Genomic DNA, 26239 nt, shown 5'->3' on the forward strand with positions numbered 1-26239 from the left:
CTGTGCCCGGGGCGCCTTGTGCCGGGCCCCGGGCCGTCTCAAGGCGCCTCGCGCCATTACTACCGCAGTTGCCACCGCAGTCACAACTTTCCCGCGCGTTCGATCATGCACCAGCCGGCCGCCAATAGTCTGCGCCGCACGCTGCTGCGGCGCCTCGCTGCTCCCCTGTCGCTGCTCGCGCTGATGAGCGGCCTGATCGCTTACTGGCTCGCATGGCAGTACACGCAGCACGTGGTCGACCGTTCGCTCGCGGACCTCGCGACCGCGATCTCCAAACAGATCCAGATTGCCGGACCGGAAGCGCCGATCACGGTGCCACCGCTCGCGCAGGCGATGTTCTCCGACCCCGTCGAGCATCTGGTCTACCGGATCAGCACCGGTGACACCGAAATCGCCGGCGATCACAATCTGCCGCTGCAAGGCACCAACGTGCGCCGCATGCATTACGCGTACGTGTTCGAGACGCAGCACGAAGGCGTGACCGTGCGGGTCGCTCAGGTGCGCGTCGATCAGCCGAGCGGTAATCCGATCGTCGTCGAAGTCGGCCAGCCCGTGCATCACCGCTTCCGCATCGCCGCCGAGTTCCTCATCGCGATCATGATGCCGTTATTGCTGCTGCTGCTAGCCGGCTGGGTGATCGTGTGGCGCGTCGTCAATCAGCAGCTCAATCCGCTGACGGCGCTCGCCGATTCGCTGAACCGGCAAACGCACACGTCGCTCGAGCCGGTCGACGAAACCTATGTGCCGGTCGAGATCCGTCCGCTGACGGGCGCGCTGAACGCGTTGCTCGATCGTCTGAAAGCCGCCCTCGATGCGCAACGTAAATTCATCGCCGATGCCGCGCATCAGCTGCGCACGCCGCTCACCGCCGTGAAGCTGCATGCGGAGCAGGCGGTCGTCGCACGCGATCCACAGCAGACGCTCGCTGCCGTGCGCGAACTGCGCGCCGCGGCCGATCGCGCCGTGCGGCTGTCGAATCAATTGCTGTCGCTCGCGCGCGCCGAGCCGGGCGAACAGGCGGCCCGCTTCGTCAATGTCGACATGGCCGCGCTCGCGTTCGACACCGGCGCCGAATGGGTGCCGCGCGCGCTACCGGTACACGTGGACCTCGGCTTCCAGCGCCTCGACGATCCGTCCAACGATGACCCGCTGATGGCGCGCGGCAACCCTGTGCTGCTCCATGAAGTGATCGCGAATCTGCTCGATAACGCGCTGAAGTATGTGCCGCCTTCGCGGGTCGACGGCGGGCGTATCACGGTCACAGTTTCGCAGACGCTGATCGACGATCTGCGCATGGCCGAGATCGTCGTCGAAGACAACGGGCCGGGCGTGCCGCGTTCGCAGCAGTCGGATCTGTTCAAGCGATTCTTCCGCGGCGACGGGCAGACCGAGGCGGGCGTCGACAGCGGCGCGGGTCTGGGCCTCGCGATCGTCCACGACATCATGGTGCTGCATCATGGCAGCGTGCATTACGAGGACGCACCGGAGGGCGGCGCACGCTTTATCGTGAGGATTCCGTTGCTGCCGCCCGGTGCGTCCGCAGGCGCTGCCACCGCCAACGATGCCAACGCACGGCGCGCCACGAAAAAACCGGCGCACTCGGCGCCGGTCGATTTGTAGAAAGTTTGCCCGGCTGCCGCGGCGGCGTTCGCCTCAGCGCTTCGATCAGCGCAGACAGCTACCGCCGCGCACCGACCCGCGGCTCATTTCTTCTTCGATTTCTTCGCCGATTTGCTCGACTTTTCCGCCTTGTCGGCGCCTTTACCCGACTTGCCGCCGCCCTTGCCCTTCTGCGGCGGTGCCAGCATCGTGCCGCGGCACTTGCGCGCGCCGCAGCGGCATTCGTATTCCTTTTTCAGCTTTTTCGTCTGACGCGCGTCGATCACGAGGCCGTAGTCGTAAAAGACTTCCTCGCCCTCCGCGATATCGCGCAGCGCATGCACGTACACGTGTCCGTCGATTTCCTCGGCTTCGCAGTTCGGCGCGCATGAATGATTGATCCAGCGCGCGCTATTGCCGTTCACCTTGCCGTCGATGACCTTGCCGTTATCCAGCGCGAAATAAAACGTGTGATTCGGTTCAGCCGGATTATGCGGATGGCGGCGCAACGCTTCTTTCCAGGTAATCCGCTCGCCCTTGTATTCGATCAGTCGCTCGCCGGCCGCGATCGGTTCGAGAGCAAACACGCCTTTGCCGTGCACACCCGAACGGCGCACGGCGATCCTGCGTGAATTCATTGAATGAATCCTTGTGAAGAACTGGGGAATCAAATCTGGCAATCGTCAGGCACGTCGTGCGCGCGGCTTTTTTCTGACGCGAATAGCAAACGCGGCGCCCTGAAAGCGCCGCGTCGACTTGCGACGCGCACCGCGCCACAACCGGCATCCTACACGTTGTCCACGGCTTCCTTCAACCGTCAGCCGATGCGTTTGTTCAACGTGCGACGGGCGTCACCGTTGACCAAACGAAATGTCGCCGAACAGCGCTTTCTGCTCACGCGGTTGTGAACGCCAGTACTGCGGCGGCGCTTCGACGGTCGCACCGAGGTTAGCGGCGGCGTGCCACGGCCAGCGCGGGTTATAGAGCAGCGCGCGAGCCAGCGCGATCAGATCGGCATCGCCCGTTTCGATCAGCTGCTCGGCGTGCAGCGGATCAGTGATGAGTCCGACGCCGATCGTCGTCAGACCGGTTGCGTGCTTGACCGCCTTCGCGAACGGAATCTGATAGCCTGGCTCGAGCGGAATTTGCTGCAGCGGCGAGACACCGCCCGACGACACGTCGATCCAGTCGCAGCCGCGCTTTTCCAGCTCGTGTGCAAACGCGATCGTGTCTTCGAGCGTCCAGCCGCCTTCGACCCAGTCCGTCGCCGACACGCGCACGCCGACCGGTTTGTCGGCAGGAAATGCGGCACGCACGATGTCGAAGATTTCGAGCGGAAAACGCATGCGGTTTTCGACCGAGCCGCCGTAGTCGTCGGTGCGCTGATTGGCGATCGGCGACAGGAACTGATGCAGCAGATAGCCATGGGCGGCATGCACTTCGAGCGCATCGATGCAAAGACGCGCGGCACGCCGCGCGGACGCGGCGAACGCCTCGCGAATCCGGTTCAGGCCGACGACATCGAGCGCGAGCGGCGGCTCCTCGCCCGGCTTGTGCGGCAGCGCCGATGGCGCATGCGGCAGCCACCCGCCTTGCGACACCGCAATCAGCTGGCCGCCTTCCCACGGCACGTGGCTCGATGCCTTGCGGCCCGCGTGCGCCAGTTGCATCGTCACGTTGACGTGCGAATGCTTGCGGATCGCGGCCAGCACCGGCACGAGCGCCTCTTCGGTCGCGTCGTCCCACAAGCCGAGATCGCCGGGGGTGATGCGCCCGTCCGGCTCGACGGCGGTTGCTTCGATGCACAGCATGCCCGCGCCGGACAGCGCGAGACCGCCGAGGTGAATCATGTGCCAGGCGGTCGCTTCGCCGCGTTCGGCGGAGTACTGGCACATTGGGGAGACGACGATCCGATTGGGAAGCGTCACGCTACGCAGCGTGAGCGGAGAGAAAAGCGCGCTCATGGATTACGCCCAGTGAAAGCCCGAGAGCGATCGAGGATAGCACCGCACGCGGTTTACTGCATGAACGTGGCACCTGGCTGGACGCTTACGTCGCTATTCGGCTGGCCATTCAGGCTTGCGTCTCGACGTGATCGAGCCATTCGCCGAACATGCGGCACGCGGCGGCTTCGAGCACGGGACCGTATCGGCCGGTGTCGGCGCGCAACTGACGCGCGTCGATGCCGTGGCCCGAGAGTTCGTTCGCATTCCCTATCAGCCAAGGTTCGAACCGATCGGTGCGGATCTCGGGATGACACTGCAAGCCCAGTACGTGATCGCCCCATGCGAAGGCCTGATTCTCGCAAGCCGGAGTCGATGCCAGACGGGTGGCGTTGGCCGGCAGATCGAAGGTGTCGCCGTGCCAATGCAGCATCGAGGTATGAGCGCCATCGAGATGACGCAGCGGCGAGGCGCGGCCGGCATCGGTCAGCGTGAGCGGCGTCCAGCCGAGTTCGGCCTGAGCCGCGGGGTGGACGCGCGCACCGAGCGCCCGCGCGATCAGTTGTGCGCCAAGGCAGATACCGAGTGTCGGCAGACCGGCCGCGATGCGTTTTTCGATCAACGACAGCAGCGGCGCGAGCGTGGGGTACAGCGCGTCGTCGGTAGCGCTGATGGGGCCGCCCAGCACGACCATCAGCGACGCGGCAACCGGATTGGGCGCCTCGATACGGGCAACGCCCACATCGAGATAACGGACCGGACGCCCGCGCTCGCCGAGCACGAGCTCGAGACTGCCCAGATCCTCGAAGTGCACATGGCGGATGGCGAGTACTTCCCGATTCATCGGCCTGCCCTATCTTCAGGTTGACTAACGACCTGCCGCCAACGACTTTATCCTTGCACGGCACCAGCCGGCAAGGAGGCGGCGCATACCGCCCGCCGTCGCCGGCCAGGCCATGTTAGCGGATTGCCCAGGAAGACGCCGGTTATTGGGCGAAGATCTTCCAGGTCTTCTTCTGGGTAGCGACGTCCGCCGTTTCATGCACGGAGCAGTCGAGACGCACATCGGTGTCCAACATGTTCAGGTCGAGCAGCGCGCAGTGATGCGGCGTCTTCTTCGGATTCTTGCTCGGCTGGAAATGCGTGCAGCTCAGGCACATACGATGCGGCGGAATCGTGTTTTGCGCTTCGAGCTGATAGATGGTCTTGAGCAGCGTGCGATAGAACACGGACTGCTCGTCCTCGCGCAGCGTACCGACCGCCTTCGAGAGGAAGTCCGGCCATTGCGCGGCGCGTTTGGCAGCGGTGCGGCCACGCGAGGTCAGACGTACCGCGAGCGCGCGACCGTCGTCGAGTGCGCGACGCTTTTCGACGAGGCCCTTGGTCTCGAGCGTGCTGACCGCATCGCTGGTGGTCGCGGCAGTCAGCGCCGTTTCACGCGCGATTTCGCCGAGACGCATCGGCCCCTTACGTTGCATCAACAGCACGAGGATCTCGCCCTGGGTCGGCGTAAGGCCCGCGCCTTCCGCCCATTCCCAAGCCTGGCTTCGCATCGCCGTGCTCAATCGCAAGAGGCTGTGGGTCACTCGCCCGGCTGCCTGTTCTCCGTATACGCCTTCGCTCATAATCTTCGATTCGTTTATTTACCGCTTTGGTGCAATGCCGGCGGCTGCCTGCCGGAGTACACCCGTTGCGTGTGTGGGGTAGCTTCGTCCAACCGCGGATGAAACCGTTTGTACTATCTCAAAAATACACCGTCCTGGAAGCCGAAGGCGGCGAAAAACGACATTCTATGCGACAGCGGCTAATCGTACAGCTAACTTATCCAACGCGAGCTGTGGATAAGCAGGGGAAAACGCTTGGACAGCCTGTGTACCGTTTTGCAACAAGCACTTGCAGCGTGTTGAACGTTTCCTCGGTTGCGCTTGCCAGGCGTGGCCGGAGCCCGTTTTACGAGCCCAGTTATCATTTCCCCAGCGCATTGACTTTGCAGGAAATTATTCAGTTGTCCACAGCCTTTGGCAATGCCTGCTTACGACTACTACGCTGGTATACGTAAACTTTCGAAAAACCTGAAGGGTTGCGCGCGCGAAAAACCATAAAAATTTTCTTACGAAAAAAAACCCGCACGCGGCGGGTTTCGTCGGAACGTCGCGTAGCTGGCGCACGCAAACGGTTTCATGAAGTCTTCGCGACTAGGCGCGCCATTGCAGACACTGCTGGCGTACCGCCTCGTGCAAGGACTTTTCCTGCGCAAACACACTGCGCAGCCATGTCGCGTCGTTGACCTGACCGCGCGCGATCGCGCCGACTTCGGCCAACGCATTCACCGAGCCGAGCGCTTCCGCATGCGGTCCGATCTGTTCGAGCGTTTCCAGAATATCTTCGGAAATCGTCTTGCGTTCACCGGTTTGCGGATTGATGCAGGTGCCACCGAGTCCGAAGCGGCAGGCTTCGAAACGGTTGAACGTGTAGACCAGATAGTCGTCTTCCTGCGGCACGATCGGCTTATCGAGCAACAAATGACGCGCGAGCGTCTGGATGTAGCAGGCGATCGCCGCGGCGCGATCCACCGAAAACGGCGTATCCATCACGCGGACCTCAATCGTGCCGAAGCCCGGCTTCGGACGGATATCCCAGTAGAAATCCTTCATGCTGTTGACCACGCCCGTGTGGACCATCTTCGAGAAATACTCCTCGAAGCTGTCCCACGTCAGCACGAACGGCGCGCGGCCCGACAGCGGAAACGCGAACACGGAATTCAGACGTGCCGAATGAAATCCGGTATCGACGCCCTGTACGAAAGGCGACGACGCGGACAACGCAATGAAATGCGGGATGAAGCGCGACATCGAATGCAGCAGATACAGCGCGCTGTTCGGATTCGGGCAACCGATGTGCACGTGCTGGCCGAACACGGTGAACTGCTTCGCGAGATAGCCGTATAGCTCGGAAATATACTGAAAGCGCGGCGTATCGACGATCTGCCGCTCGCTCCATTGCTGGAAAGCATGGGTGCCGCCACCGCACAGACCGACGTTCAGATGATCGGCCGCGGACACCAGCGTGTCGCGAATCTTGCGCAGATCGGTGACCGCCTGTTCGTGCGACGTGCAGATGCCGGTCGACAGCTCGATCATGCTTTCGGTGATTTCCGGCGTGATATTGCCGGGGATTTTTTCGTCCTTGATGAGGCGCAGCAGATCCGTGCCGGCTTTGGTCAGATCATAGTCATGCGTATTGACGATCTGCATTTCGAGCTCGATACCGAACGTGAACGGTTTCGAGTCGATGAAGGGTTCGAGTGACATGGCGTCCCCTGAGTCAGGTCGTTTGAGGCGAAGGAATTGAAAGACGGGTTCGTGAAACGCGCATGGCAGCCCATGCGTGTTTCACGCTTACCCCTCGCGCCGCTCGGCGACGAGCGCGAGGCTGCGATAGACGAGCCACGGCCCGAGAATCTGCAGCACGAAAATCGAACACATAGCGATTGCGCGCAGCTGCGGATCGAAGTTCGGATACAGGTTGTACGTGTCGTCGACGAGCAGATACGCGAGCGCCGACATCGGTGACAAGGACAGGCCGAGCGCGATGCCCTGCTTCAAGTTCAGGCCGCTCGGCTTCGCGAACGCCAGCACGCCGACCAGCTTCGCGACGAGGCGAGCAACGATCAGACCCAGCGCGGCGACTCCGCCCAACGCGATGTGCTTCCATTCGAACGACGTCAGCGTCAGCACGAACAGGATCACCGTCAGCAGCCAGCCCGCGGTGCCGAAATGCTCTGGCCACAACTGCGGACGCACTTCGTGATTCTTCACGATGATGCCCGCGGCGAGCAGCGCGAGAATCGTCGACAGCTTGAACAGATGCGCGATCGCGATCGCGAGCAGCACGAGACCGAACAGCGCCACGAACGAATGCTCGTCCTGCATGTTCAGGCGCCGATAGAAGAACGTGCAGGTGCGCGCGAGCAGATACGCGAGCACGAGCGAGCCGACCAGCAGGTACAACGGCTGCAGGATGGTCGCGAACACGTTGCCGTAAACCTCCTGATGCAGCCAGCTCGACACGAGCTTTTCGATCACGACCGCGTACATGCTGTTCAGCGCGGTCAAGGTCAGAAGACGCTGCGTGACCTGGCCTTCCGCGCGTAGTTCGGTTTTGAGCTGGATCACCATCGCGGGCGATGTCGCCATCGCGATCGCGGCGAGTACGGTCGCGACCATCAGCGGCACGTGCAGAAACAGCAACACGGGCAGCACCAGCACGAAAGTCAGCGTGGCTTCGGCGACGCTCGACAGAATCAGCCACGGATTACGGCGGATCCAGCGCAGATCGAGCCGGCTGCCGAGTTCGAACAGCAACAGGCCGAGCGCGACGTCGAGCAGCGGCCGCGCGGCGCTCGCGGAATCTGCATCGATCACGCCAAAGCCTGCCGCGCCGGCCACGAGTCCGATCACCGCATAGCCGGAAATGCGCGGTAAACGCCACGCGCGATAGCAAAGCTCGCCGCACAGACCGGCGGCAAGCAATGCAAGACCCGCCCAGAAAATGGCGTCGGGCGAAAGCGGCCACGCTGGCAAAAACGAAAACGCCGAATTCATCGTAATGGGTTCTCCTTGGCAGCAACGGCAGACGACACGAACCGGCGCACACGCACGCCGTCACGAGCGCACGGGGAGCGCACGTTGTCGCAAGCGCTTCGCGAAATCAGCGTTGCGAGGTTTCAATGATCGGATGATCGGAATGCGCCACGGCCGCGAAGAACCGCACGGAGTCGGGCACATACACGGGATGCGGCAGTAGCAACAGGGATGCTGAAGGAACGCCGTCGACCTTGAATCAGATTCTGTTTGACCGGCACCGTTCCATTGCTGCGCGTGCCGTCAGTTGCTGTGGCACGACGCGGAAAAACGGGGATTGTGCCATAGCTTTTTCCGGGTTAACCGAAAAGACGTTAACTCGCAGGCAAAACGGTAAAAAAGAACGTTATTTTCCCAGTGAACGGAAAAAGCGACCTTTTTTCGAGGTATCGCATCAGTTTCGACCACGTCGCAAACGGCGAATCCGCTCCGGGGCGTTGCCGCTGCTTCGGTGATTTCGATGCGCGGTTTTGTCGTTAACGCAGCGCGTCGAGCGATCCGTTTTACGCGAACTCGAACGAAATTCAGCTAGCCCGATCGGCGGGGCGTTAGCCCCCGTCTTTGCTGTTTACTGGTTTACCGTATGTATACGTAGTAACAGTTAACAAGCTGCCTCGGTTTCTGTGGATAACCTATGTTTACCGAAACAAATCATCGAGTTCCCGGCCGCATAACCGGATGCACAGCATGTGCGGCGGCTGCCGGTATACGCGAGCAACTTTTCGCACTTTTTCGCGATGTCCCAGTTACCCCGTTTACGTCCACAACGGTTCCACACGACTTGCGCCGGTTAACCGCGCGGTTATCCACAGGTGGTAGTGGATAAGCCGGAACCTGGTTTACCGGGCGGGCGGAGTTAATGTGCCGGGCGCAGAGATAACTTCGCAATGGTCGAAGCCGGTTAACCGATCGTTCCCTGTCGCAAGGACCGCAGCAGAAAACGCCCAGGGTCGATGTCTTCCGCGAGATCGCGTTCGAGCGGCCACGGCTCGCCTTCGATCTGCGAGGCGATCAGTTCAGCGCCGAGCGCGGCCCACACCAGCCCGCGAGAACCATAAGCGAATGCGCCGTACAGACCGTCGAGGCGCGGCAGATCGAGCGGCCATGCGCCGCGCAGGCGGGCAGCATCGCGGGCGGCAGCGGCTTCGTCGGCGAACTGGCCGATCATCGGCATGCGATCCGAGCTCACGCAGCGAAACGCAACGCGTCCGGCGAGCGAGGTCAGCGGCGCGGCATCGAGTGCGCTTGCGAACGACGGCAACATCTGAGCGACGCGCTCGATATTCTCGCGATGACCGTCCGCGCGCAGCGACGTGTCGGGCTCGTCGAGTTCATAGGTCGCGCCTGTCAGCGTGACATCGTTCGCGAGCGGCACGGCGTAGCCCTCGCCGATCACCGGCAGCGCAAGCGGCGCGACGGTACCCGCCGGCAGCAAGCTCAACTGACCACGAATGCTGCGGGTCGGCGCATGACGCAAGCCAGCGATGCGCGCAGCTTCATGCGCACCAGCGACGATCACGACCGGCGCTCGCGCGACTACCTTTCCCGCGATATCGAAGACGGTCCACTGATCGCCGGAACGTTCGAGCCGCGCGACGTCGACACCGAAGCGTCGTTCGAGCAAGCCGCCTGCCGATGCGAATTGCGCCGCGCACAGCGAAGCCGGATCGATCCAGCCGCCGCGCGGAAAGAACCAGCCGCCACGCGCGAGCGGCACGCCGGCGAGTCGCTCGGCATCGGACGCGCACACCGGCGTCACGTAGTCGGACGGATAGCGGAACGCGCCGATGGCCTCGCCGATTGCGCGCGCCTCGTCGTCGTCCGCGGCGATCTGCAGCAGACCGCGATCGCCGCGCGCGAGCCGATGCCCTGCACTTTCGAGCGCGGCCCAACGATTGAGCGCGTACAGAAAGCCCGCCCGCGTGACGCGCGACGCGACGCTGTCGTCGCGCGAAATCATTGGGTGGAATACGCCGGCTGGATTGCCAGACGCATCTTGTGCAACCGACGCATGCCGCTCGAGCGAAGTCACGCGCCAGCCGCGCGCCGCAAGCCGCTCGATCACCGCGCAGCCGGCCAGTCCCGCACCGATCACGACCGCGTGTCGTTCGTCGTGCCAGAACGGCGCGGGCGGCTCATAACGGCGCACACGCCAGCGCGGCGCGAAGCGACCGACCAGCATCGCGCGTTTCCAGCCGAAGCCGTCGACCTTGCGATACTCGAAGCCGCATTGCGTCAATGCGCGTTTGACGTCGCCCGCGCTGCTATAGGTGGAGAAGGTCGCGTCATCGCCCGCGGCGCGCGCGAGCGCCTTGAAGATCGCCGGGCTCCACAGCTCTGGATTTTTCGCGGGCGCAAAGCCATCCAGATAGAACGCATCGGCACGCAGCCGCAATGTGGGCAGGCTGTCGAGCGCATCGGCGAAGATCAACGTCAGCACGACGCGGCCGCCTTCGAATTCGAGCCGGTGCGTGCCGGGCACGAGCATCGGCCAAGCGTTCGCGAGCGTGTCCGCGAGCCCGGCGATCAGCGGATCGGAGATCGTCGTTGCGTGAACGCGGCGCAGATCGGCGGCGCTAAACGGATGCTTTTCGGTCGACACGAAATGCAGCCGCTCGCAGCGAGCCGGATCGGCGCGCCATGCGGCCCACGTGACGAGAAAGTTGATGCCGATGCCGAAGCCGGTTTCGAGCACGGTGAACGTACGGCGGCTCTGCCATCTTTCGGGCAATTCGTTGCCGCGCAGAAAGACGTAGTGAGCCTGCTCGAGCGCGCCGACGGCGCTGTGATAGATGTCGTCGTAGCGTGGTGAAAAGGGGCTGCCGTTGTCGCGGAAAGCGAGGACGGCGGGGATCAGCGGATCGGTCATGCGCGACGGGAAAACACGCTCAAAAGGTCGCTCGAAAGAGCGGGTTCGATGGTTCGAGCCGGCGCGCGCTGCGCGCGAGTCGCCGTAAAAGACCCATCAGGACGCATTTAGACGCTTTGCTGCGTTGGCAAAAACCAACGCTAACCCCCGCCAGGACTGGGTTTCAGCCCTCGTTTAGGGGGTGCTGAGGGGCAAAATTTCGATTTCCTTGCAAGAACGGCCCGAAAACCGTGCAATTCCTCGAAACCCTTATCCTGATTGGGTTTGCGCTGCGCTATCATAGCAAGCGCCGCGAAGGGAGCGGCAGCACGGCCGCCGAACAGGGTTTTGTCCGGCGCGGGAGATCGTCAGGATCAGGGCCGCAGCTGCTCGACGGCGCGGTGCGCGCACGTATAATCGGCGCGGTCGCGCTGTTCGTATCAACCTAACTCAGAAAGGAACCTTAATGAACAAACAGGAACTGATCGACGCTGTCGCAGGACAGACGGGCGCCAGCAAGGCTCAAACCGGTGAAACGCTGGACACGTTGCTTGAAGTGATCAAGAAGTCTGTGTCGAAGGGTGAGGCGGTCCAGTTGATTGGCTTCGGTAGCTTTGGTTCGGGCAAGCGCGCAGCGCGTACGGGTCGTAATCCGAAGACCGGCGAAACTATCAAGATCCCGGCTGCCAAGACCGTCAAATTCACGGCAGGCAAGGCGTTCAAGGACTCGGTCAACAAGCGCTAGGCAGATTCCTGCCGGGCAGTTGACACCCGCGAGAAAAACCCGCCAGTGGCGGGTTTTTTTTCGTCCATGCATATGGTTCAAGCGCGGGACGTGCTTCGTTCAGTCATGACGATGCGCGTTCGCGCCGTGGTCATGTCCGCCATGTTCTCAGTCGTCGCCGTGCCCGTGATGATGACGGCCGCGATCATCATCATGATCGTGGTCGTCGAACTCCCACGCCGGGAACGGATCAGGGAACTGCTGCCAGGCTTGCGGCCCGAGCGCGTATTCGTCGTCGGTGAGCAGACAGGCGTCGAACTTCGCGCGCCAGATGGCAGGGTCGATATCCACGCCGATCAGCACGAACTCCTGACGACGATCGCCGATGCTGGTATCGTCCGGCGCGCCGTACCAGTCGGCGGCGATTTCGGCGGCCAGCTCGTCGTCGCCTGCCGGCCATTCGCTGCGATCCTGCGCGGCCCACCACATGCCCGCCGGACCGTGCCGGCAAGCGCCACCGGCCTGCGATAGCGAACCGCCGATATCGTTGCGCGTCGCGAGCCAGAAGAATCCCTTGCTACGCAGTACGCCCTTCCACTCCCGATGCAGCAGCTCCCACAGCCGCTGCGGATGAAACGGCCGGCGTGCGCGATAGACGAAATGGCCGACGCCGTATTCGTCGGCTTCGCTGCGATGCATGTGGCCGTGTTGACCGCCGTGCTCGTGCTCGAGTGCCGCGAGCCAGCCCGGCGCATTCGACGCTTCGTCGAAATCGAAGCGTCCGGTGTTCACGATCTGCTCGAGCGGCACGTCGGCGAAGCGGCTCACGAGCTGCACCGCGCGCGGGTTCAGGCGTGCGAGGATGCGCTGCAAACGCGCGAGCTCGTCGGCGCTGACGAGATCGATCTTGTTCACGACGAGCACGTCACAAAACTCGATCTGCTCGATCAGCAATTCGACGATCGTACGGTCGTCGTCTTCGTCGACCGTGATGCCGCGTTCGGCGAGCGCGTCGACCGACGCGTAATCGCGCAGGAAGTTGAACGCATCGACGATCGTGACCATCGTATCGAGCCGCGCGACGTCGCCGAGCGACGCGCCTTCGTGGCCCTCGAATGTAATGGTTTCGGCACTCGACATCGGCTCGGCGATGCCGCTCGATTCGATCACGAGCGCGTCGAAGCGATTTTCGCCGGCGAGGCGATGGATTTCGTTTTGCAGCTCGTCGCGCAGCGTGCAGCAGATACAGCCGTTCTCGAGTTCAACGACCTGCTCGTCGACGCTCGACAGGTCGGCCGCCTGGCGCACGAGCGTCGGGTCGATATTGACCGCGGCGAGATCGTCGACGATCGCGGCGACGCGCAAACCGGCGCGATTCGCGAGGATGTGATTCAGGAGCGTGGTCTTGCCGGCGCCCAGAAAACCGGAGAGCACGGTGATGGGCAATAGCGGCTGGTTCATCGCGGTACGGAATACGGGAGGATTGAAAGGCGTGCCGGGGGCGGGGCCAAATGGTCGGCGTCGCTGCGACGGCGCGACAGCAGCATGAAGCCGCATTGTGCATTAAAACGGGCGTGGCCTGCGCGAGCGACAGCGCTGGAGAAGCCTACCGCGCGGGCATCAACTTCCAGCTGCGCAGAATCGCGGCGATCTGTTGCGCGTATTTGTCCCGCAACGTCGGCGTCTCAGAGTGGTATGCTCCGACCGCCTGCCAGGTATTGCCGTACTTGTTCATCTGGCGGCGCAGATGCCACGCCGCGATATAAACGTTCTTGCACGGCTCCATCAGCGTGCCCTGCGAGATCCCGTACTGGGCGAGCACCGGCAGATGCACCGAATTGATCTGCATCACACCGTAGTCGGTCGAGCCGTTCGCGTTCTTGTGCTGCGCATCCGGCCGGTTGTGCGACTCCTGCCACGCGATAGCCCGTAAAATCAATGGGTTGACCTTCTGATACTTCGCCGCTTCGTCGAAGCAGTCGGCGCGCGCGGAGCCGGCTGCGACGAGCAGCGCGAGCGTGGCGGCGACGGTGACGAGCGGACTTTTCATCGGTCAACAGGACTGGATAAACCCGAGGTAAGAATCGGTAAGGCAGTTTGCCGGCTGCATTTCGGCCGCAACGGCAAGCTGGCCGGGCATTTGTCGAGCATCGGGGAAAACCCGCGTCAGCAAACGCATAGCAGTGAGTCGAACGGCTCGTATCATACCGGCAGTCCGACCTTCGTCAAGTTGGCTAACCGACATAAGACCGTACAAAGCCGGGTAATGGCGTCTGTGTACGGTGCCGGTCAGCTTTCAATTTAATAACAACCCTGCGATCCCCTAAGGATTCGCATGAGGCCCCTTGTTTTGTTTCAAATCCGACATGAAAAGCTGTTACTGTTCGTTTTTTTCGGACGTCGGGACGCTGGAGCTCGAAGCGAAACTCGCTTTTGGGGCCGGCTCACAGACCGACCGGGCGGTAGCTTGCTGCCAGGTCCGCATCGCATGACCGCCGGTGGCAGAGGCTGCCGGCATCGATATCACATTCCATGAGAAGAAATTGTATGGCTTTGCGTCGCGTGGCAACGGCGCTGCTGGTGGCTGGACTGATCACCGCGCAGACAGCACAGGCAGAGGTGACACTCAACTTCGTCAACGCCGACATCGACCAGGTCGCCAAGGCGATCGGCGCGGCGACCGGCAAGACGATCATCGTCGATCCGCGGGTGAAGGGGCAACTGAACCTCGTGTCCGAAAACGCGGTACCCGAGGATCAGGCGCTCAAAACCCTGCAGTCCGCGCTGCGCATGCAGGGCTTCGCGCTCGTGCAGGATCACGGCGTGCTGAAAGTGGTGCCCGAGGCCGACGCCAAGCTGCAAGGCGTGCCGACCTACGTCGGCAACGCGCCGACGGCGCGCGGCGACCAGGTCGTCACGCAGGTCTTCACGCTGAGGAACGAATCGGCCAACAACCTGCTGCCGGTACTGCGTCCGCTGATTTCGCCGAACAACACCGTCGCGGCCTACCCCGCCAACAATACGATCGTCGTCACCGACTACGCCGACAACGTGCGGCGCATCGCGCAGATCATCGCGGGCATCGATAACGCGGCAGGCCAGTCGGTGGCGGTCGTGCCGCTGAAGAATGCGAATGCGATCGACATCGCGCAGCAGATGAACAAGATGCTCGATCCGGGCGCGATAGGCAGTACGGACGCGACGCTGAAGGTGTCGATCGCGTCGGATCCGCGCACCAACTCGCTACTGATGCGCGCGTCGAACACCGCACGTCTCGCGGCGGCAAAGGAGCTCGCGAAACAGCTCGACGTGCCGACCACGATGCCGGGCAACATTCACGTCGTGCCGCTGCGCAACGCGGATGCGACGAAGCTCGCGCGCACGCTGCGCAGCATGCTCGGCAAGGGCGGCGGCGAAGGCTCGTCGGGCGGCTCGAACGAGGCGAACTCGTTCAACCAGAACAGCAGTGGTGGTGGCGGCGGCGGTCTGTCGAACGCCAGCAATTCGACGGGCACGTCGGGCACGCCACCGTTGCCGTCAGGCGGCCTCGGCGGCAGCTCGATGAACTCGCCGATGGGCGGCGGCGCCTCGGGCTCGAATAGTAATAGTGGCGGCTTTCTCGGCGGAGAAAAGGAGAAGAGCGAAGACCAGGGCGGCGGCATGATCACGGCCGATCCCGCAACCAACTCGCTGATCATCACGGCGCCCGAAGCGACGTACCGCAACTTGCGCGCGGTGATCGACCAGCTCGATGCACGTCGCGCGCAGGTGTATATCGAGGCGCTGATCGTCGAGCTGAACTCGAATACGAGCGGCAACCTCGGGATTCAGTGGCAGGTCGCGAACGGTAACCTGTTTGCCGGTACCAACCTGTCGACGGGCTCGGGCAACAGCATCATCAACCTGACGGCAGCCGCGGCCGCTGCCGGCTCGACCGGCGGTCTCGCTACGGCGCTGGGCGCCCAGAACTTGCAACAGGGCCTGAACGTCGGCTGGATCCACAACATTTTCGGCGTGCAGGGTCTCGGCGCGCTGCTGCAGGCGCTGTCGCAGACTGCCGACGCGAACGTGCTGTCCACGCCGAACCTGATCACGCTCGATAACGAAGAAGCGAAGATTATCGTCGGTACCAACGTGCCGATCCAGACCGGTTCGTACTCGAACCTGACGAGCGGCACGACGAGCGCGGCGTTCAACACGTTCGACCGTGTCGACGTCGGTCTGACGCTGCACGTGAAGCCGCAGATTACCGACGGCGGCATCCTGAAGCTGCAGCTCTACACGGAAGATTCGGCGATCGTGAACGGTACGAACAACGCGGCGACGAACCCGGCGGGCCCGGAATTCACGAAGCGTTCGATCCAGTCGACCGTGCTGTGCGATAACGGCGAGATCATCGTGCTCGGCGGCCTGATGCAGGACAACTACCAGGTCAGCAACAGCAAGGTGCCGCTGCTCGGCGACATTCCGTGGCTGGGCCAGCTGTTCCGCTCCGAGCAAAAGACGCGCGACAAGACTAACCTGATGGTATTCCTGCGCCCGGTCATTCTCGCCGATCGCGACACCACCCAGGCCGTCACGGCGAACCGCTACGACTACATCCAGGGCGTGCAGGGTGCGTACCGTTCGGACAACAACATCATGAGGGATCGCGACGATCCGATCGTGCCGCCGATGCCGCTCGGCCCGAGCCAGGGCGGTGTGCCGGCGCTGAACCTGTTCGATCTGAACCAGATGCGCCGCCAGCAGATGATGCCGCAGCAGGCACCGCAACAGGTGCCTCAACAGGTACCGCCGCAGGCCGTGCCGCAAGCCAACGCGCAGCCCACGACGCAACCCGTGCCGCAACCCGTGCCGCAACCGGCGGTCGTCGATCCGGCCAGCGGAGTGGTGCCGAGTACGGTATCGCCGGGAGCGCGTCCGTGACGCAGACGCCCGCGCAAACCGCGCCATCGCAAGGTCTGTTGAACGGCGCCGCCGCCGGCGAGCGCGCGGCGCCCTCGCCGCTCGCCGCCCGGCTCGTGCCGTACGGTTTCGCGCGCAGCGGCCAGATCCTGGTCGCGCATCAGTATGCCGATAGCCTCGAAGTCTGGATCAGCGAGCGCACGAGCGAAGCCGCGCTTGCCGAAATCGCGCGCAACTACGGCACGGTATCGGTGGTGCGCGTGCCCGCCGACGATCTCGCGCAGGCGATCAACCAGGCCTATGCGCGCCAGGACGGCAGCGCCGCGCAGGTGGTCGGTGAAGTGGAAGGCGAAGTCGATCTGTCGCGTCTGATGCAGGACATTCCCGAGGTCGAGGATCTGCTCGAATCGGAAGACGACGCGCCGATCATCCGCATGATCAACGCGCTGCTCACGCAAGCGGCGCGCGAACAAGCATCGGATATTCATATCGAGCCGTTCGAGAATGCGTCCGTGGTGCGCTTTCGTGTCGACGGCACGCTGCGCGACGTGGTGCGGCCGAAAAAAGCGCTGCACGGCGCGCTGATCTCGCGGATCAAGATCATGGCGCAGCTCGACATCGCGGAGAAACGTCTGCCGCAGGACGGCCGCATTACGCTGCGCGTCGGCGGTCGTCCGGTCGACGTGCGCGTATCGACGCTGCCCACCGGCCACGGCGAGCGCGCGGTGCTGCGGCTGCTCGAAAAAGACGCGGCGCGACTGAATCTCGAAGCGCTGGGCATGGCATCCGACACGCTCGGCAAGTTCGACAAGCTGATCGGCAAGCCGCACGGCATCGTGCTCGTGACGGGCCCGACCGGCTCCGGCAAGACCACGACGCTGTATGCGTCGATGTCGCGACTGGAGACGGCGACCACCAACATCATGACGGTGGAAGACCCGATCGAATACGACCTGTCCGGCATCGGCCAGACCCAGGTCAACGAGCGGATCGGCATGAGCTTCGCGCGCGCGTTGCGCTCGATTCTGCGTCAGGATCCGGACATCATCATGATCGGTGAAATCCGCGACCTCGAAACCGCGCAGATCGCGGTGCAGGCGTCGCTGACCGGCCACCTGGTGCTCGCGACGCTGCACACGAACGACGCGGCATCCGCGGTCACGCGTCTGACCGACATGGGCGTCGAGCCGTATCTGCTCGCCTCGTCGCTGCTCGGCGTGCTCGCGCAGCGGCTCGTACGGCGGCTGTGCCCGGTGTGCCGCGAAGAGCGCACCGAAGAGGACGGCAGCAAGCGCTGGCATCCGGTCGGCTGCGACCGTTGTGGCCAATCCGGTTACGCGGGACGGCGCGGCGTCTACGAGCTGCTGCTGATCGATGAGACGATCCGTGCGCTGATCCACCGCAACGCGGCGGACGCCGAAATTCTCGAAGCGGGCCGCGCGCACGGCATGCGCACGCTGCGCGAGGATTCGGAGCGCTGGCTCGCATCGGGACTGACGTCGCTCGAAGAAGTGATTCGCGTGACGGGCGGAGCATAAGCGCATGCCGGCATTCCGTTTCGAAGCTATCGACGCGGCGGGCAAGGCACAAAAAGGCGTGCTCGACGCCGACAGTGCACGCGGCGCGCGCACCAACCTGCGCTCGCAGGGACTCACTCCGCTCGTCGTCGAACCGGCGGCGTCGCGCACCCGCGGCGAGCGCAATCAGCGGCTTGCGCTCGGGCGTCGTCTGTCGCAGCGCGAGCAGGCCATTCTGACGCGGCAGCTCGCGAGTCTGCTGATCGCGGGTCTGCCGCTCGACGAAGCGCTCGCGGTGCTCACCGAGCAGTCGGAGCGCGACTACATCCGCGAGCTGATGGCGGCGATTCGCGCCGAAGTGCTCGGCGGTCATTCGCTCGCGAATGCGCTGCAGCAGCATCCGAAGGACTTCCCCGAGATCTACCGGGCGCTCGTCGCGGCCGGCGAACATACGGGCAAGCTCGGCCTGGTGCTGTCGCGGCTCGCCGACTACATCGAGCAGCGCAATGCACTGAAGCAGAAGATCGTGCTGGCGTTCACGTATCCGACGATCGTCACGATCATCGCGTTCGGCATCGTCACGTTCCTGCTCAGCTACGTGGTGCCGCAGGTCGTCAACGTGTTCGCGAGCACCAAGCAGCAACTGCCGTTTCTGACGATCGTGATGATGGCGCTGTCCGGCTTCGTGCGGCACTGGTGGTGGGCGATGCTGATCGGCGCGATCGTGGTCGTCTATCTGGTGCGCGCGACCCTCAGGCAACCGGGCCCACGGCTCGCCTTCGACCGCTGGCTGCTGACCGCGCCGCTGATCGGCAAGCTCGTGCGCGGCTATAACACGGTCCGCTTCGCCAGCACGCTCGGCATTCTGACCGCGGCGGGCGTGCCGATTCTGCGCGCGCTGCAAGCCGCGGCCGAAACGCTCAGCAACAATGCGATGCGCGAGAACATCGACGACGCGATCGTGCGAGTGCGCGAAGGTACGTCGCTGTCGCGCGCGCTCGGCAACACGAAGACGTTTCCGCCGGTGCTCGTGCACCTGATCCGCTCGGGCGAAGCGACCGGCGACGTGACGACGATGCTCGATCGCGCGGCCGATGGCGAAGCGGGCGAGCTGGAGCGTCGCACGATGTTCCTGACGAGCCTGCTGGAGCCGCTGCTGATCCTGGCGATGGGGGGCGTGGTGCTGGTGATCGTGCTCGCGGTGATGCTGCCGATCATCGAACTGAACAACCTCGTGCAGTAGTAGTCGTCGTAGCGCGAGGAAGGAAGAGAAAGGATTTGCGCGGCATGCGGTATCAGCCGCGCAACCGCTTCGGGTTTCAGCGCACGTAAATGGTGGGACCGCTGGAGTAGGCGGGGAGGAAGATTTCCGAGTGGGCGCCATTGCGGTCGATGATGATCGAGCGGGCGCGGACTTCGGAGAGCCTGGTGCCTTGCATCAGCGTGCTGCCGAGCGACACCGCGCGCGGCGGCTCGCCACCGACGCTGACGATCGCCGCGGCGCCTTTGCTCAACGCGAGGATGCCGAAGAGATGGATGTCCTGATTGACGTTGCGCGTGAGCTGTCCGCCGAACAGCGTCGCGGCCTGATCGGTCGAGACCTGCGCATGCGCCGCCGCAGCCGGCAACGGCGCGCCGGACAACGTGATGAGCGTGATGACCCAGTAGGTCAGCGTCGCGCAGAAAGCGGCGAACAGCGCGAGCGACAGGAGGCGAATTTGGATGGCGTTCATGCGCACATTGTACGGACTATTGTGAAAATTGCGGTGGGTTGAAGCCCTTCAACTGCATGACATTAAAATGACGGCCCGGCGTGTTCAATCTGATAGGCCGGGCCGAAAATTTCACCTGAAAAGAGGTAGCAACCTATGCAACTGTCGACCATTCGCCGCGCTGACAACGCGGGTTCGCGCGGCCGTCGTCAACGCGGTTTCACGCTGATCGAAATCATGGTCGTGATCGCCATTCTCGGCATTCTCGCCGCGCTGATCGTGCCGAAGATCATGAGCCGTCCGGACGAAGCGCGGCGCGTTGCCGCGAAGCAGGACATCGGCACCGTGATGCAGGCGTTGAAGCTCTATCGCCTCGACAACGGCCGCTATCCGACCCAGGAGCAAGGCCTGCACGCACTGATCGAAAAGCCGTCCACCGACCCGGTGCCGAACAACTGGAAGGAAGGCGGCTATCTCGAGCGTCTGCCGAACGATCCGTGGGGCAATGCGTACCAGTACCTGAATCCCGGCGTGCACGGCGAGGTCGATGTGTTCAGCTACGGCGCCGATGGCAAGCCGGGCGGCGAGGGCAACGACTCCGACGTCGGGTCCTGGCAATGAACAGGCTGAACCTGGCATCCCGGCAGACTCGATGATGTTCATGCACGCGCCCTCCTTGCCACCGGTTCGGCCGCTTGTTTCGCGAGGCGCCCTGCCCGCCACGCCGTTATGTTCGCGGCGCGTGCAAGCGTGCGTGCTTCACCGATGCATTGCTGTATGAATTTCCGTTGATCGTCGATGCCCGGCACTATGCGCACGTCCGCTTGCAAGTCCCGTGTGGACACTCCGTGTACGGCTTCGCGGCCGCGCTCCCGCCTGCGCCGCCGCCGCGCGGCAGGCTTCACGCTGCTCGAAATGATGGTCGTGCTCGTGATCGCGGGCCTGCTCGTGTCGCTGACCGCGGTCACGATGACCCGCAATCCGCGCACCGATCTGAACGAGGAAGCGCAGCGTCTCGCGTTGCTGTTCGAATCGGCTGGCGATGAAGCGCAGGTGCGCGCGCGGCCGATCGCGTGGCAGCCGTTCGAGGGCGGTTTCCGTTTCGATCAGCGCACCCAGGACGGCTGGCGTCCGCTGCGCGACGATCTGCTCGGACCGCGTCAGTGGGAAGGCGGTGTGACCAGTGTCGCGATCAGTTACCCGGGCTCGGATTCGCACGCCGATCGCATCGTGTTCGGTACCGAGGCGATCGACGTGCCGGTGCAGGTCACGCTGTTTTCGGCGGCCGGCCAGGCGACGATCGTCGGTACCGGCAATGGCCGCTACGAGGTGCGCTGAGATGCGGATGCTTCGCTATGGCAGGTCGGTCCGTGCCCCTTCCCTCTTCATGATGCGCGATGTCGGGTGCCGCGAGGAGCGTGGCTTCACGATGATCGAGGTGCTGGTCGCGCTCGCCATCATCGCGGTCGCGCTTGCCGCGTCGCTGCGCGCGGTCGGCAGTCTCGCGAGCGGCGAAGCCGATCTGCACCGGCGTCTGCTCGCCGGCTGGAGCGCGGACAACGCGCTCGCGGACCTTCATCTGAAGCATGCATGGCCCAACATCGGCTCAACGAGCTTCGATTGCTCGCAAGGCAATCTGCAACTGCGCTGTACCGAGCATGTGACGGCGACGCCGAATCCGGTGTTTCGCCGTGTCGAAGTGATGGTGACGATGCCTGGGCAGTCCGGCAATCTCGCGCAGATGGTCACGGTGGTCGCGAATGAAAACAACCGCTCGCTGTGAGCGCCGCCGCCGTTATGGCGCGCGCGGCTTCACGCTGATCGAACTGCTGGTCGCGATCGCGATCCTCGCGGTGATCGCCGTGCTGTCATGGCGCGGGCTCGATCAGATCATCCGCGGCCGCACGACGATCACGAACGCGATGGAAGACGAACGGGTGTTCGCGCAGCTGTTCGACCAGATGCGCATCGACGCACGCCAGGCCGCCAGCGACGACGAATCCGGCCAGGCCGCGGTCTCGGTGTCCGGCAACGCGCTGCAGATCGTGCGGCACATGGTGCTGCCGGCCACCGCGCCGCGTCTGCAGGTGGTGCGCTATCAGATCTCGAACGGCCGCGTGGTGCGCTACGCGTCGCCGCCGCTCGGCAACGTCGGCGAATTGCGGCGCGCGTTGCACGGCAGCGACGAAGGCTGGAGCGCGGTGCCGCTGATGGGTGGCGTCGGCTCGATCTCGGCGCGCATGTACGTGCCGAAGCTCGGCTGGACCATACGGATGAACGACGTACAGACCGCGATGACCGAGGCCGTCAACAACCTGAAGGTGCCGCAGCTCGGCAACGCGCCGATGCCGCGCTCGGTGACGGGGCTCGAGGTCAGCATCGGCGCAACATCGCTCGCGCGGCCGGTCACGCGCGTTTTTCTGGTCGGAGAATGACATGACGTTCTCCTCGTCGTCGTCGAAAAAGTCGGCATCCGGTTCGCGCGTGGCCGGCGCGCGCGAGCGCGGTGTGGCCATCATCAGCGCGCTGCTCGTCGTCGCCCTGTCGGCGATCCTCGTGTCCGGCATGTTGTGGCGCCAGCAGGTGCAAATCCGGCGCATCGAGAATCAGCGGCTGTTGTCGCAGGCGCAATGGGTCGCGCGCGGCGCGCTCGACTGGACCCGGCTGATTCTGCGCTCCGAAGGCGATACGTCGGCTGGCATCACGTATCTGGGCGGCTTGTGGGGCGTGCCGATCGCGAAAACCCGGCTGTCGGATTTTCTCGGCCAGATTGGCGAGGTACGCGCTGAGCAAGGCGCGGCCACCTACCTGTCGGGCTCGATCGAGGACGCGCAGTCCCGATTCAATCTGCGCAATCTGGTCGCAAGTCCGGCACCCGGCGTGACGCAAATCAGCGCCGAGCAGATGGCCGCGTATCAGCGCCTGCTGGTGTCGCTCGGCCTGAGCGGGCAGCTCGCCAAAGTGACCGCGCTGCACGTGCGCGCGGGGCTGTCGCAGTCGGCGACGCGCTTTCAGACCGGCACGTCCATCAGCAGCACGCCGCAGGTGGGCGGCGGCGGCGGTATGACGGGCGGCAACTTCACGAACCAGCCCGGCATCGAGGACGGCGACGACAACGTGGCGGTCGCGCCGCTGCTGATGACGGGCGTCGATTCGCTGCTCGACATTCCGGGCTACACGCCGGAGATCGTCGCGAAGCTGCGGCCGTTCGTCACCGTGCTGCCTACGACCACCGCGATCAACATGAACACCGCGTCGGCCGAAGTGATCGCGGCGGAGGTGCCGGGCATGACCGTGTCGCAGGCGCAAGCACTCGTCGCGCGGCGCCAGACCGTGTTTTTCCGCAACGTCGGCGACGTGCAGCTCGCGCTGACAGCCGCCGGTGTGCAATCGGTGTCGATCGATCCGAATCAGTTCGACGTCAATTCGAGCTACTTTTTAGTCCACGGCAGTGTGCAGCACGAGCGCGCCGAAGTGGATCGCACGACGCTCGTCTATCGCGATCCACTGACTCACACCACGCGTATCGTGCGGGTACAAGACCAACTGTGAACAACGCAATCCATAGAGAGAGTGGCCTTTGAGCACGCTGATCGTCCTATTGCCACCGCGTGATCCGGCGGTGCCCTCGCAGGAATGGCAACTGCCCGAGCTGCCGTTCGTGCTGCTCGACAAGACGGGGCGCACGCAGCGCGCCGGCCGCTCGGCGCTCGCGCTGCTGCCGCGCGCCGGCACGACGGTGCTGATGCTCGCCGCGCGCGACCTGCTGCTGATGCCCGCGACGCTGCCGCCGCTGCGTGGCCCGAAGCTGCGCCAGGCGCTGCCCAATATCGTCGAGGATCAACTGATCCAGGACCCGCAGACCTGCCATATCGCGGTCGATCCGCAGGGGCTTGGTGAAGGTCGGCACCTGCTCGCGATCATTGATCGCGGCTGGTTCCGTTTCATCTGTGAGGCGTTCACGACGGCCGGTCATCGCAGTCTGCGCGCGGTGCCGGTCACGCGTTGCCTGCCGCTGGCGCCGGTGACCGAAGTTGCCGCGAACGACGATGAAACAGCCGAAGTGCGCGAGCCGGCGATGGCTGGCGCGGCGAGCGTCGCGACGTCGCTACCGGGCATCGCGCCGGTGGTCGCGCCTGAAGCGCCGTCCATCGTGCCGATGGTGGCCGCGGTGCTCGGTGCGGTCGTGCAGACCGCACCCGCGCTGCTCGTCGAAGGCGCGCTCGACAGCGGCGTGCCGCGCGTCGAACTGGCGATTGCACGCGGTGTCCAGGGCGAGGGTTTCGCGGCGCCGGCCGATGCGGTGAACGCGACGCTGTCCGCGCTAGCGGGTGCGGCGCCGGTGTCGCTGTACATGCTGACCGAGGTGCCCGGCAACGAGCCGAACCAATCCACGACGAGTCCCGCGCGGCTCGCCTCGCATATTCACGGCGCGAGTCCGCTGCCGTTCGAGCAGCTCGCGCGACGCGCGCTCGAATGCCGCTTCGACCTGTGCCAGTTCGAATTCGCGTCGCAGCCGTGGCGCCTCGATCGCGCGACGCTGCGGCGTCTGCGTCTGCCGATCGTGCTCGCGCTCGCCGCGCTCGTCGTCGCGATCATCGGCGCGAACGTGCAGTGGCTGATGCTTGCGCGTCAGCGTGACGCGATCAACACGCAGATGACGGAGCTGCTGCTCAATACGTTCCCGAAGACGACCGTCGTACTCGACGCGCCCGATCAGATGGCGCGTCAGGTGCAACAGCTGCGCGTGGCGGCGGGCGAGCTGTCGCCGGAGGATTTCCTGTCGCTCGCCGACGGCCTCGCGCGCTCGCTGTCGCCGCTGCCGGTCAACGGCATTGCCGCGCTCGACTATCACGAGCACCGCCTCGACGTGACCTTCAAACCCGCGGTCAAGGTCGACCCCGACTTCGCCAAGCGCCTCGCGCGCAACGGCCTTACCGGCGCGATCGACAGCAGTACCGGCAAGTGGACCATCAGGAACGGACAATGAAAGCTGAACTCGCTCAAACATGGGCTGGCTTCTGGGACCAGCGCACCGATCGCGAAAAGGCGCTGCTGACGTGGGGCGGCGCCGCGCTCGCCGTGGCGATTGCGTGGTCGGTGCTGTGGGCGCCCGCGCAGGAAGGCCGCGCGCACCTGCGTGAATCGCTGCCCAGCCTGCAGCGGCAGCTTGCGCAGATGACCGCGCAGTCGAACGAGGCGCGCTCGCTGTCGGCGGCCGCGCAAGGTGTCGCGCCGACCGGCGCGGCGCTGAAGGACGCGCTTTCCGCATCGCTCGGCGAACATGGCCTTGCCGCGACGCAGGTGCAGTTCGTCGGCAACGCGGTGCAGGTGCAAATGAAAAACGTGGCGTTTCCGGCCTGGACCGCGTGGGTCGATGACGTGCGCAAGCAGTTCAAGGTGCAGGTCTCCGAGGCGCACATCACCGCGTTGAAAGACGACGGCCAGGTCGATCTGACGGTCGCGCTGCAACCGTCGACCGCGAAATAACCACGCGCCGCTCGCTACAGGATCTCGCATGAATTACTGGATGTGGCGCCTGCGTGCGGCGCTGCCGTGGCTGGTGGTCGCCGTTTTGTCGGTGGCGGCGGTGACGCTCGCGTTACTGCCGGCCGCCTGGATTACGCCGCAGTTCGCGCGGCAAACGCACGGGCACGTCAATCTCGTCGACGCCGAGGGCTCGCTGTGGCACGGCTCGGCGACCCTGATGCTGGCCGCCGGCGCCGATATGAGCGCGGCGACGCTGCTGCCTGGTCGGATCGAATGGCGCACGTCGTTCTGGCCGCTTTTCACCGGACGCGTGCGCATGGTCATGCGCCATAGCGAGGCGATGCCCGATCCGGTCACGGTCGAAGCGACGCCGCGCGGCGCAACCGTCACGCCGGGCGTGCTCGCGGTGCCGGCGTCGCTGCTCGCGGGGCTTGGCGCGCCATTCAACACGCTCGATCTGCAGGGCAACGTGCAGTTGTCGTGGTCCGAGTGGCGCAGTTTCAACGGCGAAGCGTTCGGCCAGCTGACGATGATGTTCGACGACGTCAGCTCCCGGGTGTCGCTCGTGAAGCCGCTCGGGTCGTACCGGGTCAGGTTTCAGGCGCAGGGCACGTCGTCGGCGCTCGATCTGAGCACGATCAAGGGTCCGTTGACGCTGACCGGCAGCGGCACGGTGTCGGCCGCATCGACGTCGTTTCATGGCACGGCGAGCGCCGCGCCGGAACAGCACGATAACCTCGCCGGCCTGCTGAATCTGCTTGGCCGGCCTAGCGGGCCGGATACGGTGGCGCTGACGTTCGTGCACTGAGTTGGGGCTGACGTGCGCTGATGTGTGCCGAGGCGCGTGTTTCGCGCGCG

The 26239-nt window shown here is 64.3% G+C and carries 24 protein-coding genes; 14 read left to right on the forward strand and 10 right to left on the reverse strand.

All coding sequences use genetic code 11. The features are described from left to right. The first annotated feature begins 105 nt into the window (after positions 1-105). Positions 106-1620 (forward strand): sensor histidine kinase, encoded by a 1515-nt coding sequence (locus OKW37_RS04065; RefSeq protein ID WP_184060993.1) that lies wholly within the window; start codon positions 106-108, stop codon positions 1618-1620. A gap of 83 nt (positions 1621-1703) precedes the next feature. Here the strand turns inward: OKW37_RS04065 and OKW37_RS04070 are convergent, their stop codons facing one another. From OKW37_RS04070 to mnmC, 7 genes are all read right to left on the reverse strand, one after another. Next, positions 1704-2237 (reverse strand): SET domain-containing protein, encoded by a 534-nt coding sequence (locus OKW37_RS04070; RefSeq protein ID WP_184060992.1) that lies wholly within the window; start codon positions 2235-2237, stop codon positions 1704-1706. A 213-nt stretch (positions 2238-2450) separates the two neighbouring features. Next, the gene (locus OKW37_RS04075) at positions 2451-3563 is read right to left on the reverse strand and encodes an NADH:flavin oxidoreductase/NADH oxidase (protein WP_429407932.1); all 1113 of its coding nucleotides are present in this window, start codon (positions 3561-3563) and stop codon (positions 2451-2453) included. Between the two features lie 109 nt (positions 3564-3672). Then, positions 3673-4386, reverse strand: coding sequence for a glutamine amidotransferase (locus OKW37_RS04080; RefSeq protein WP_429407930.1), 714 nt, complete (start codon positions 4384-4386; stop codon positions 3673-3675). 142 nt (positions 4387-4528) lie between these two features. After that, a complete protein-coding gene (locus OKW37_RS04085) occupies positions 4529-5167 on the reverse strand; it encodes a MarR family winged helix-turn-helix transcriptional regulator (RefSeq protein WP_429407928.1) in 639 nt (212 codons plus the stop codon). Between the two features lie 570 nt (positions 5168-5737). Beyond that, entirely contained in the window at positions 5738-6853 is a 1116-nt protein-coding gene (locus OKW37_RS04090; RefSeq protein WP_429407926.1) for a YbdK family carboxylate-amine ligase, read from the reverse strand. Positions 6854-6940: 87 nt separating this feature from the next. Further along, on the reverse strand, positions 6941-8146 hold the full coding sequence (locus tag OKW37_RS04095) for a cation:proton antiporter (protein ID WP_090802344.1): 1206 nt from the start codon (positions 8144-8146) through the stop codon (positions 6941-6943). A 940-nt stretch (positions 8147-9086) separates the two neighbouring features. After that, on the reverse strand, positions 9087-11054 hold the full coding sequence (mnmC, locus tag OKW37_RS04100) for a bifunctional tRNA (5-methylaminomethyl-2-thiouridine)(34)-methyltransferase MnmD/FAD-dependent 5-carboxymethylaminomethyl-2-thiouridine(34) oxidoreductase MnmC (protein ID WP_429407924.1): 1968 nt from the start codon (positions 11052-11054) through the stop codon (positions 9087-9089). Positions 11055-11284: 230 nt separating this feature from the next. Between mnmC and OKW37_RS04105 the strand changes: the two genes are divergently transcribed. Together OKW37_RS04105 and OKW37_RS04110 are read left to right on the forward strand one after the other, a co-directional pair. After that, positions 11285-11482: a hypothetical protein gene (locus OKW37_RS04105; RefSeq protein ID WP_090802341.1), complete on the forward strand. Its 198-nt coding sequence runs from the start codon at positions 11285-11287 to the stop codon at positions 11480-11482. A 17-nt stretch (positions 11483-11499) separates the two neighbouring features. Continuing rightward, positions 11500-11778 (forward strand): HU family DNA-binding protein, encoded by a 279-nt coding sequence (locus OKW37_RS04110; protein WP_018418891.1) that lies wholly within the window; start codon positions 11500-11502, stop codon positions 11776-11778. A 147-nt stretch (positions 11779-11925) separates the two neighbouring features. Here OKW37_RS04110 and OKW37_RS04115 read toward each other — a convergent pair whose 3' ends face one another. Together OKW37_RS04115 and OKW37_RS04120 are read right to left on the reverse strand one after the other, a co-directional pair. After that, positions 11926-13218, reverse strand: a complete 1293-nt coding sequence (locus OKW37_RS04115) for a GTP-binding protein (RefSeq protein WP_429407922.1) — start codon at positions 13216-13218, stop codon at positions 11926-11928. A 145-nt stretch (positions 13219-13363) separates the two neighbouring features. Next, a complete protein-coding gene (locus tag OKW37_RS04120; protein WP_184060985.1) occupies positions 13364-13807 on the reverse strand; it encodes a lytic transglycosylase domain-containing protein in 444 nt (147 codons plus the stop codon). Between the two features lie 497 nt (positions 13808-14304). On the opposite strand from OKW37_RS04120, the gene gspD reads away from it, so the two are divergent. Genes gspD through gspF form a run of 3 tightly spaced genes read left to right on the forward strand, consistent with a single transcriptional unit; the run spans position 14305 to position 19422 of the window. Beyond that, positions 14305-16683, forward strand: a complete 2379-nt coding sequence (gspD, locus tag OKW37_RS04125; RefSeq protein WP_429407919.1) for a type II secretion system secretin GspD — start codon at positions 14305-14307, stop codon at positions 16681-16683. Further along, positions 16680-18200, forward strand: a complete 1521-nt coding sequence (gene gspE / locus OKW37_RS04130) for a type II secretion system ATPase GspE (RefSeq protein WP_409259361.1) — start codon at positions 16680-16682, stop codon at positions 18198-18200. The genes gspD and gspE overlap by 4 nt, the downstream gene beginning before the upstream one ends. A gap of 4 nt (positions 18201-18204) precedes the next feature. Then, positions 18205-19422, forward strand: coding sequence for a type II secretion system inner membrane protein GspF (gene gspF, locus OKW37_RS04135; protein WP_090802334.1), 1218 nt, complete (start codon positions 18205-18207; stop codon positions 19420-19422). Positions 19423-19498: 76 nt separating this feature from the next. Here gspF and OKW37_RS04140 read toward each other — a convergent pair whose 3' ends face one another. Next, entirely contained in the window at positions 19499-19912 is a 414-nt protein-coding gene (locus OKW37_RS04140) for a type II secretion system protein N (protein ID WP_184060983.1), read from the reverse strand. Between the two features lie 135 nt (positions 19913-20047). On the opposite strand from OKW37_RS04140, the gene gspG reads away from it, so the two are divergent. From gspG to OKW37_RS04180, 8 genes are all read left to right on the forward strand, one after another. After that, positions 20048-20512 (forward strand): type II secretion system major pseudopilin GspG, encoded by a 465-nt coding sequence (gene gspG / locus OKW37_RS04145; RefSeq protein WP_184060982.1) that lies wholly within the window; start codon positions 20048-20050, stop codon positions 20510-20512. 189 nt (positions 20513-20701) lie between these two features. Next, the gene (locus OKW37_RS04150) at positions 20702-21229 is read left to right on the forward strand and encodes a GspH/FimT family pseudopilin (protein ID WP_409259081.1); all 528 of its coding nucleotides are present in this window, start codon (positions 20702-20704) and stop codon (positions 21227-21229) included. Between the two features lie 52 nt (positions 21230-21281). Further along, positions 21282-21674, forward strand: coding sequence for a type II secretion system minor pseudopilin GspI (gene gspI / locus OKW37_RS04155; RefSeq protein WP_429357151.1), 393 nt, complete (start codon positions 21282-21284; stop codon positions 21672-21674). Then, the gene (locus tag OKW37_RS04160; protein WP_090802328.1) at positions 21652-22326 is read left to right on the forward strand and encodes a PulJ/GspJ family protein; all 675 of its coding nucleotides are present in this window, start codon (positions 21652-21654) and stop codon (positions 22324-22326) included. Before gspI ends, OKW37_RS04160 begins: the two co-directional genes overlap by 23 nt. A 1-nt stretch (position 22327) precedes the next feature. Next, positions 22328-23443 (forward strand): type II secretion system minor pseudopilin GspK, encoded by a 1116-nt coding sequence (gene gspK, locus OKW37_RS04165; RefSeq protein WP_429407918.1) that lies wholly within the window; start codon positions 22328-22330, stop codon positions 23441-23443. A 28-nt stretch (positions 23444-23471) separates the two neighbouring features. Beyond that, positions 23472-24881, forward strand: coding sequence for a type II secretion system protein GspL (gene gspL / locus OKW37_RS04170; RefSeq protein WP_429407916.1), 1410 nt, complete (start codon positions 23472-23474; stop codon positions 24879-24881). Then, complete coding sequence (locus OKW37_RS04175; RefSeq protein ID WP_090802323.1) at positions 24878-25381, forward strand: type II secretion system protein M; 504 nt, start codon at positions 24878-24880, stop codon at positions 25379-25381. The genes gspL and OKW37_RS04175 overlap by 4 nt, the downstream gene beginning before the upstream one ends. 28 nt (positions 25382-25409) lie before the next feature. Further along, positions 25410-26189, forward strand: a complete 780-nt coding sequence (locus tag OKW37_RS04180; RefSeq protein ID WP_187612253.1) for a type II secretion system protein N — start codon at positions 25410-25412, stop codon at positions 26187-26189. Positions 26190-26239: the final 50 nt, after the last annotated feature.

Source organism: Paraburkholderia sp. MM5482-R2 (genome assembly GCF_050436125.1).
Classification (GTDB): domain Bacteria; phylum Pseudomonadota; class Gammaproteobacteria; order Burkholderiales; family Burkholderiaceae; genus Paraburkholderia; species Paraburkholderia tuberum.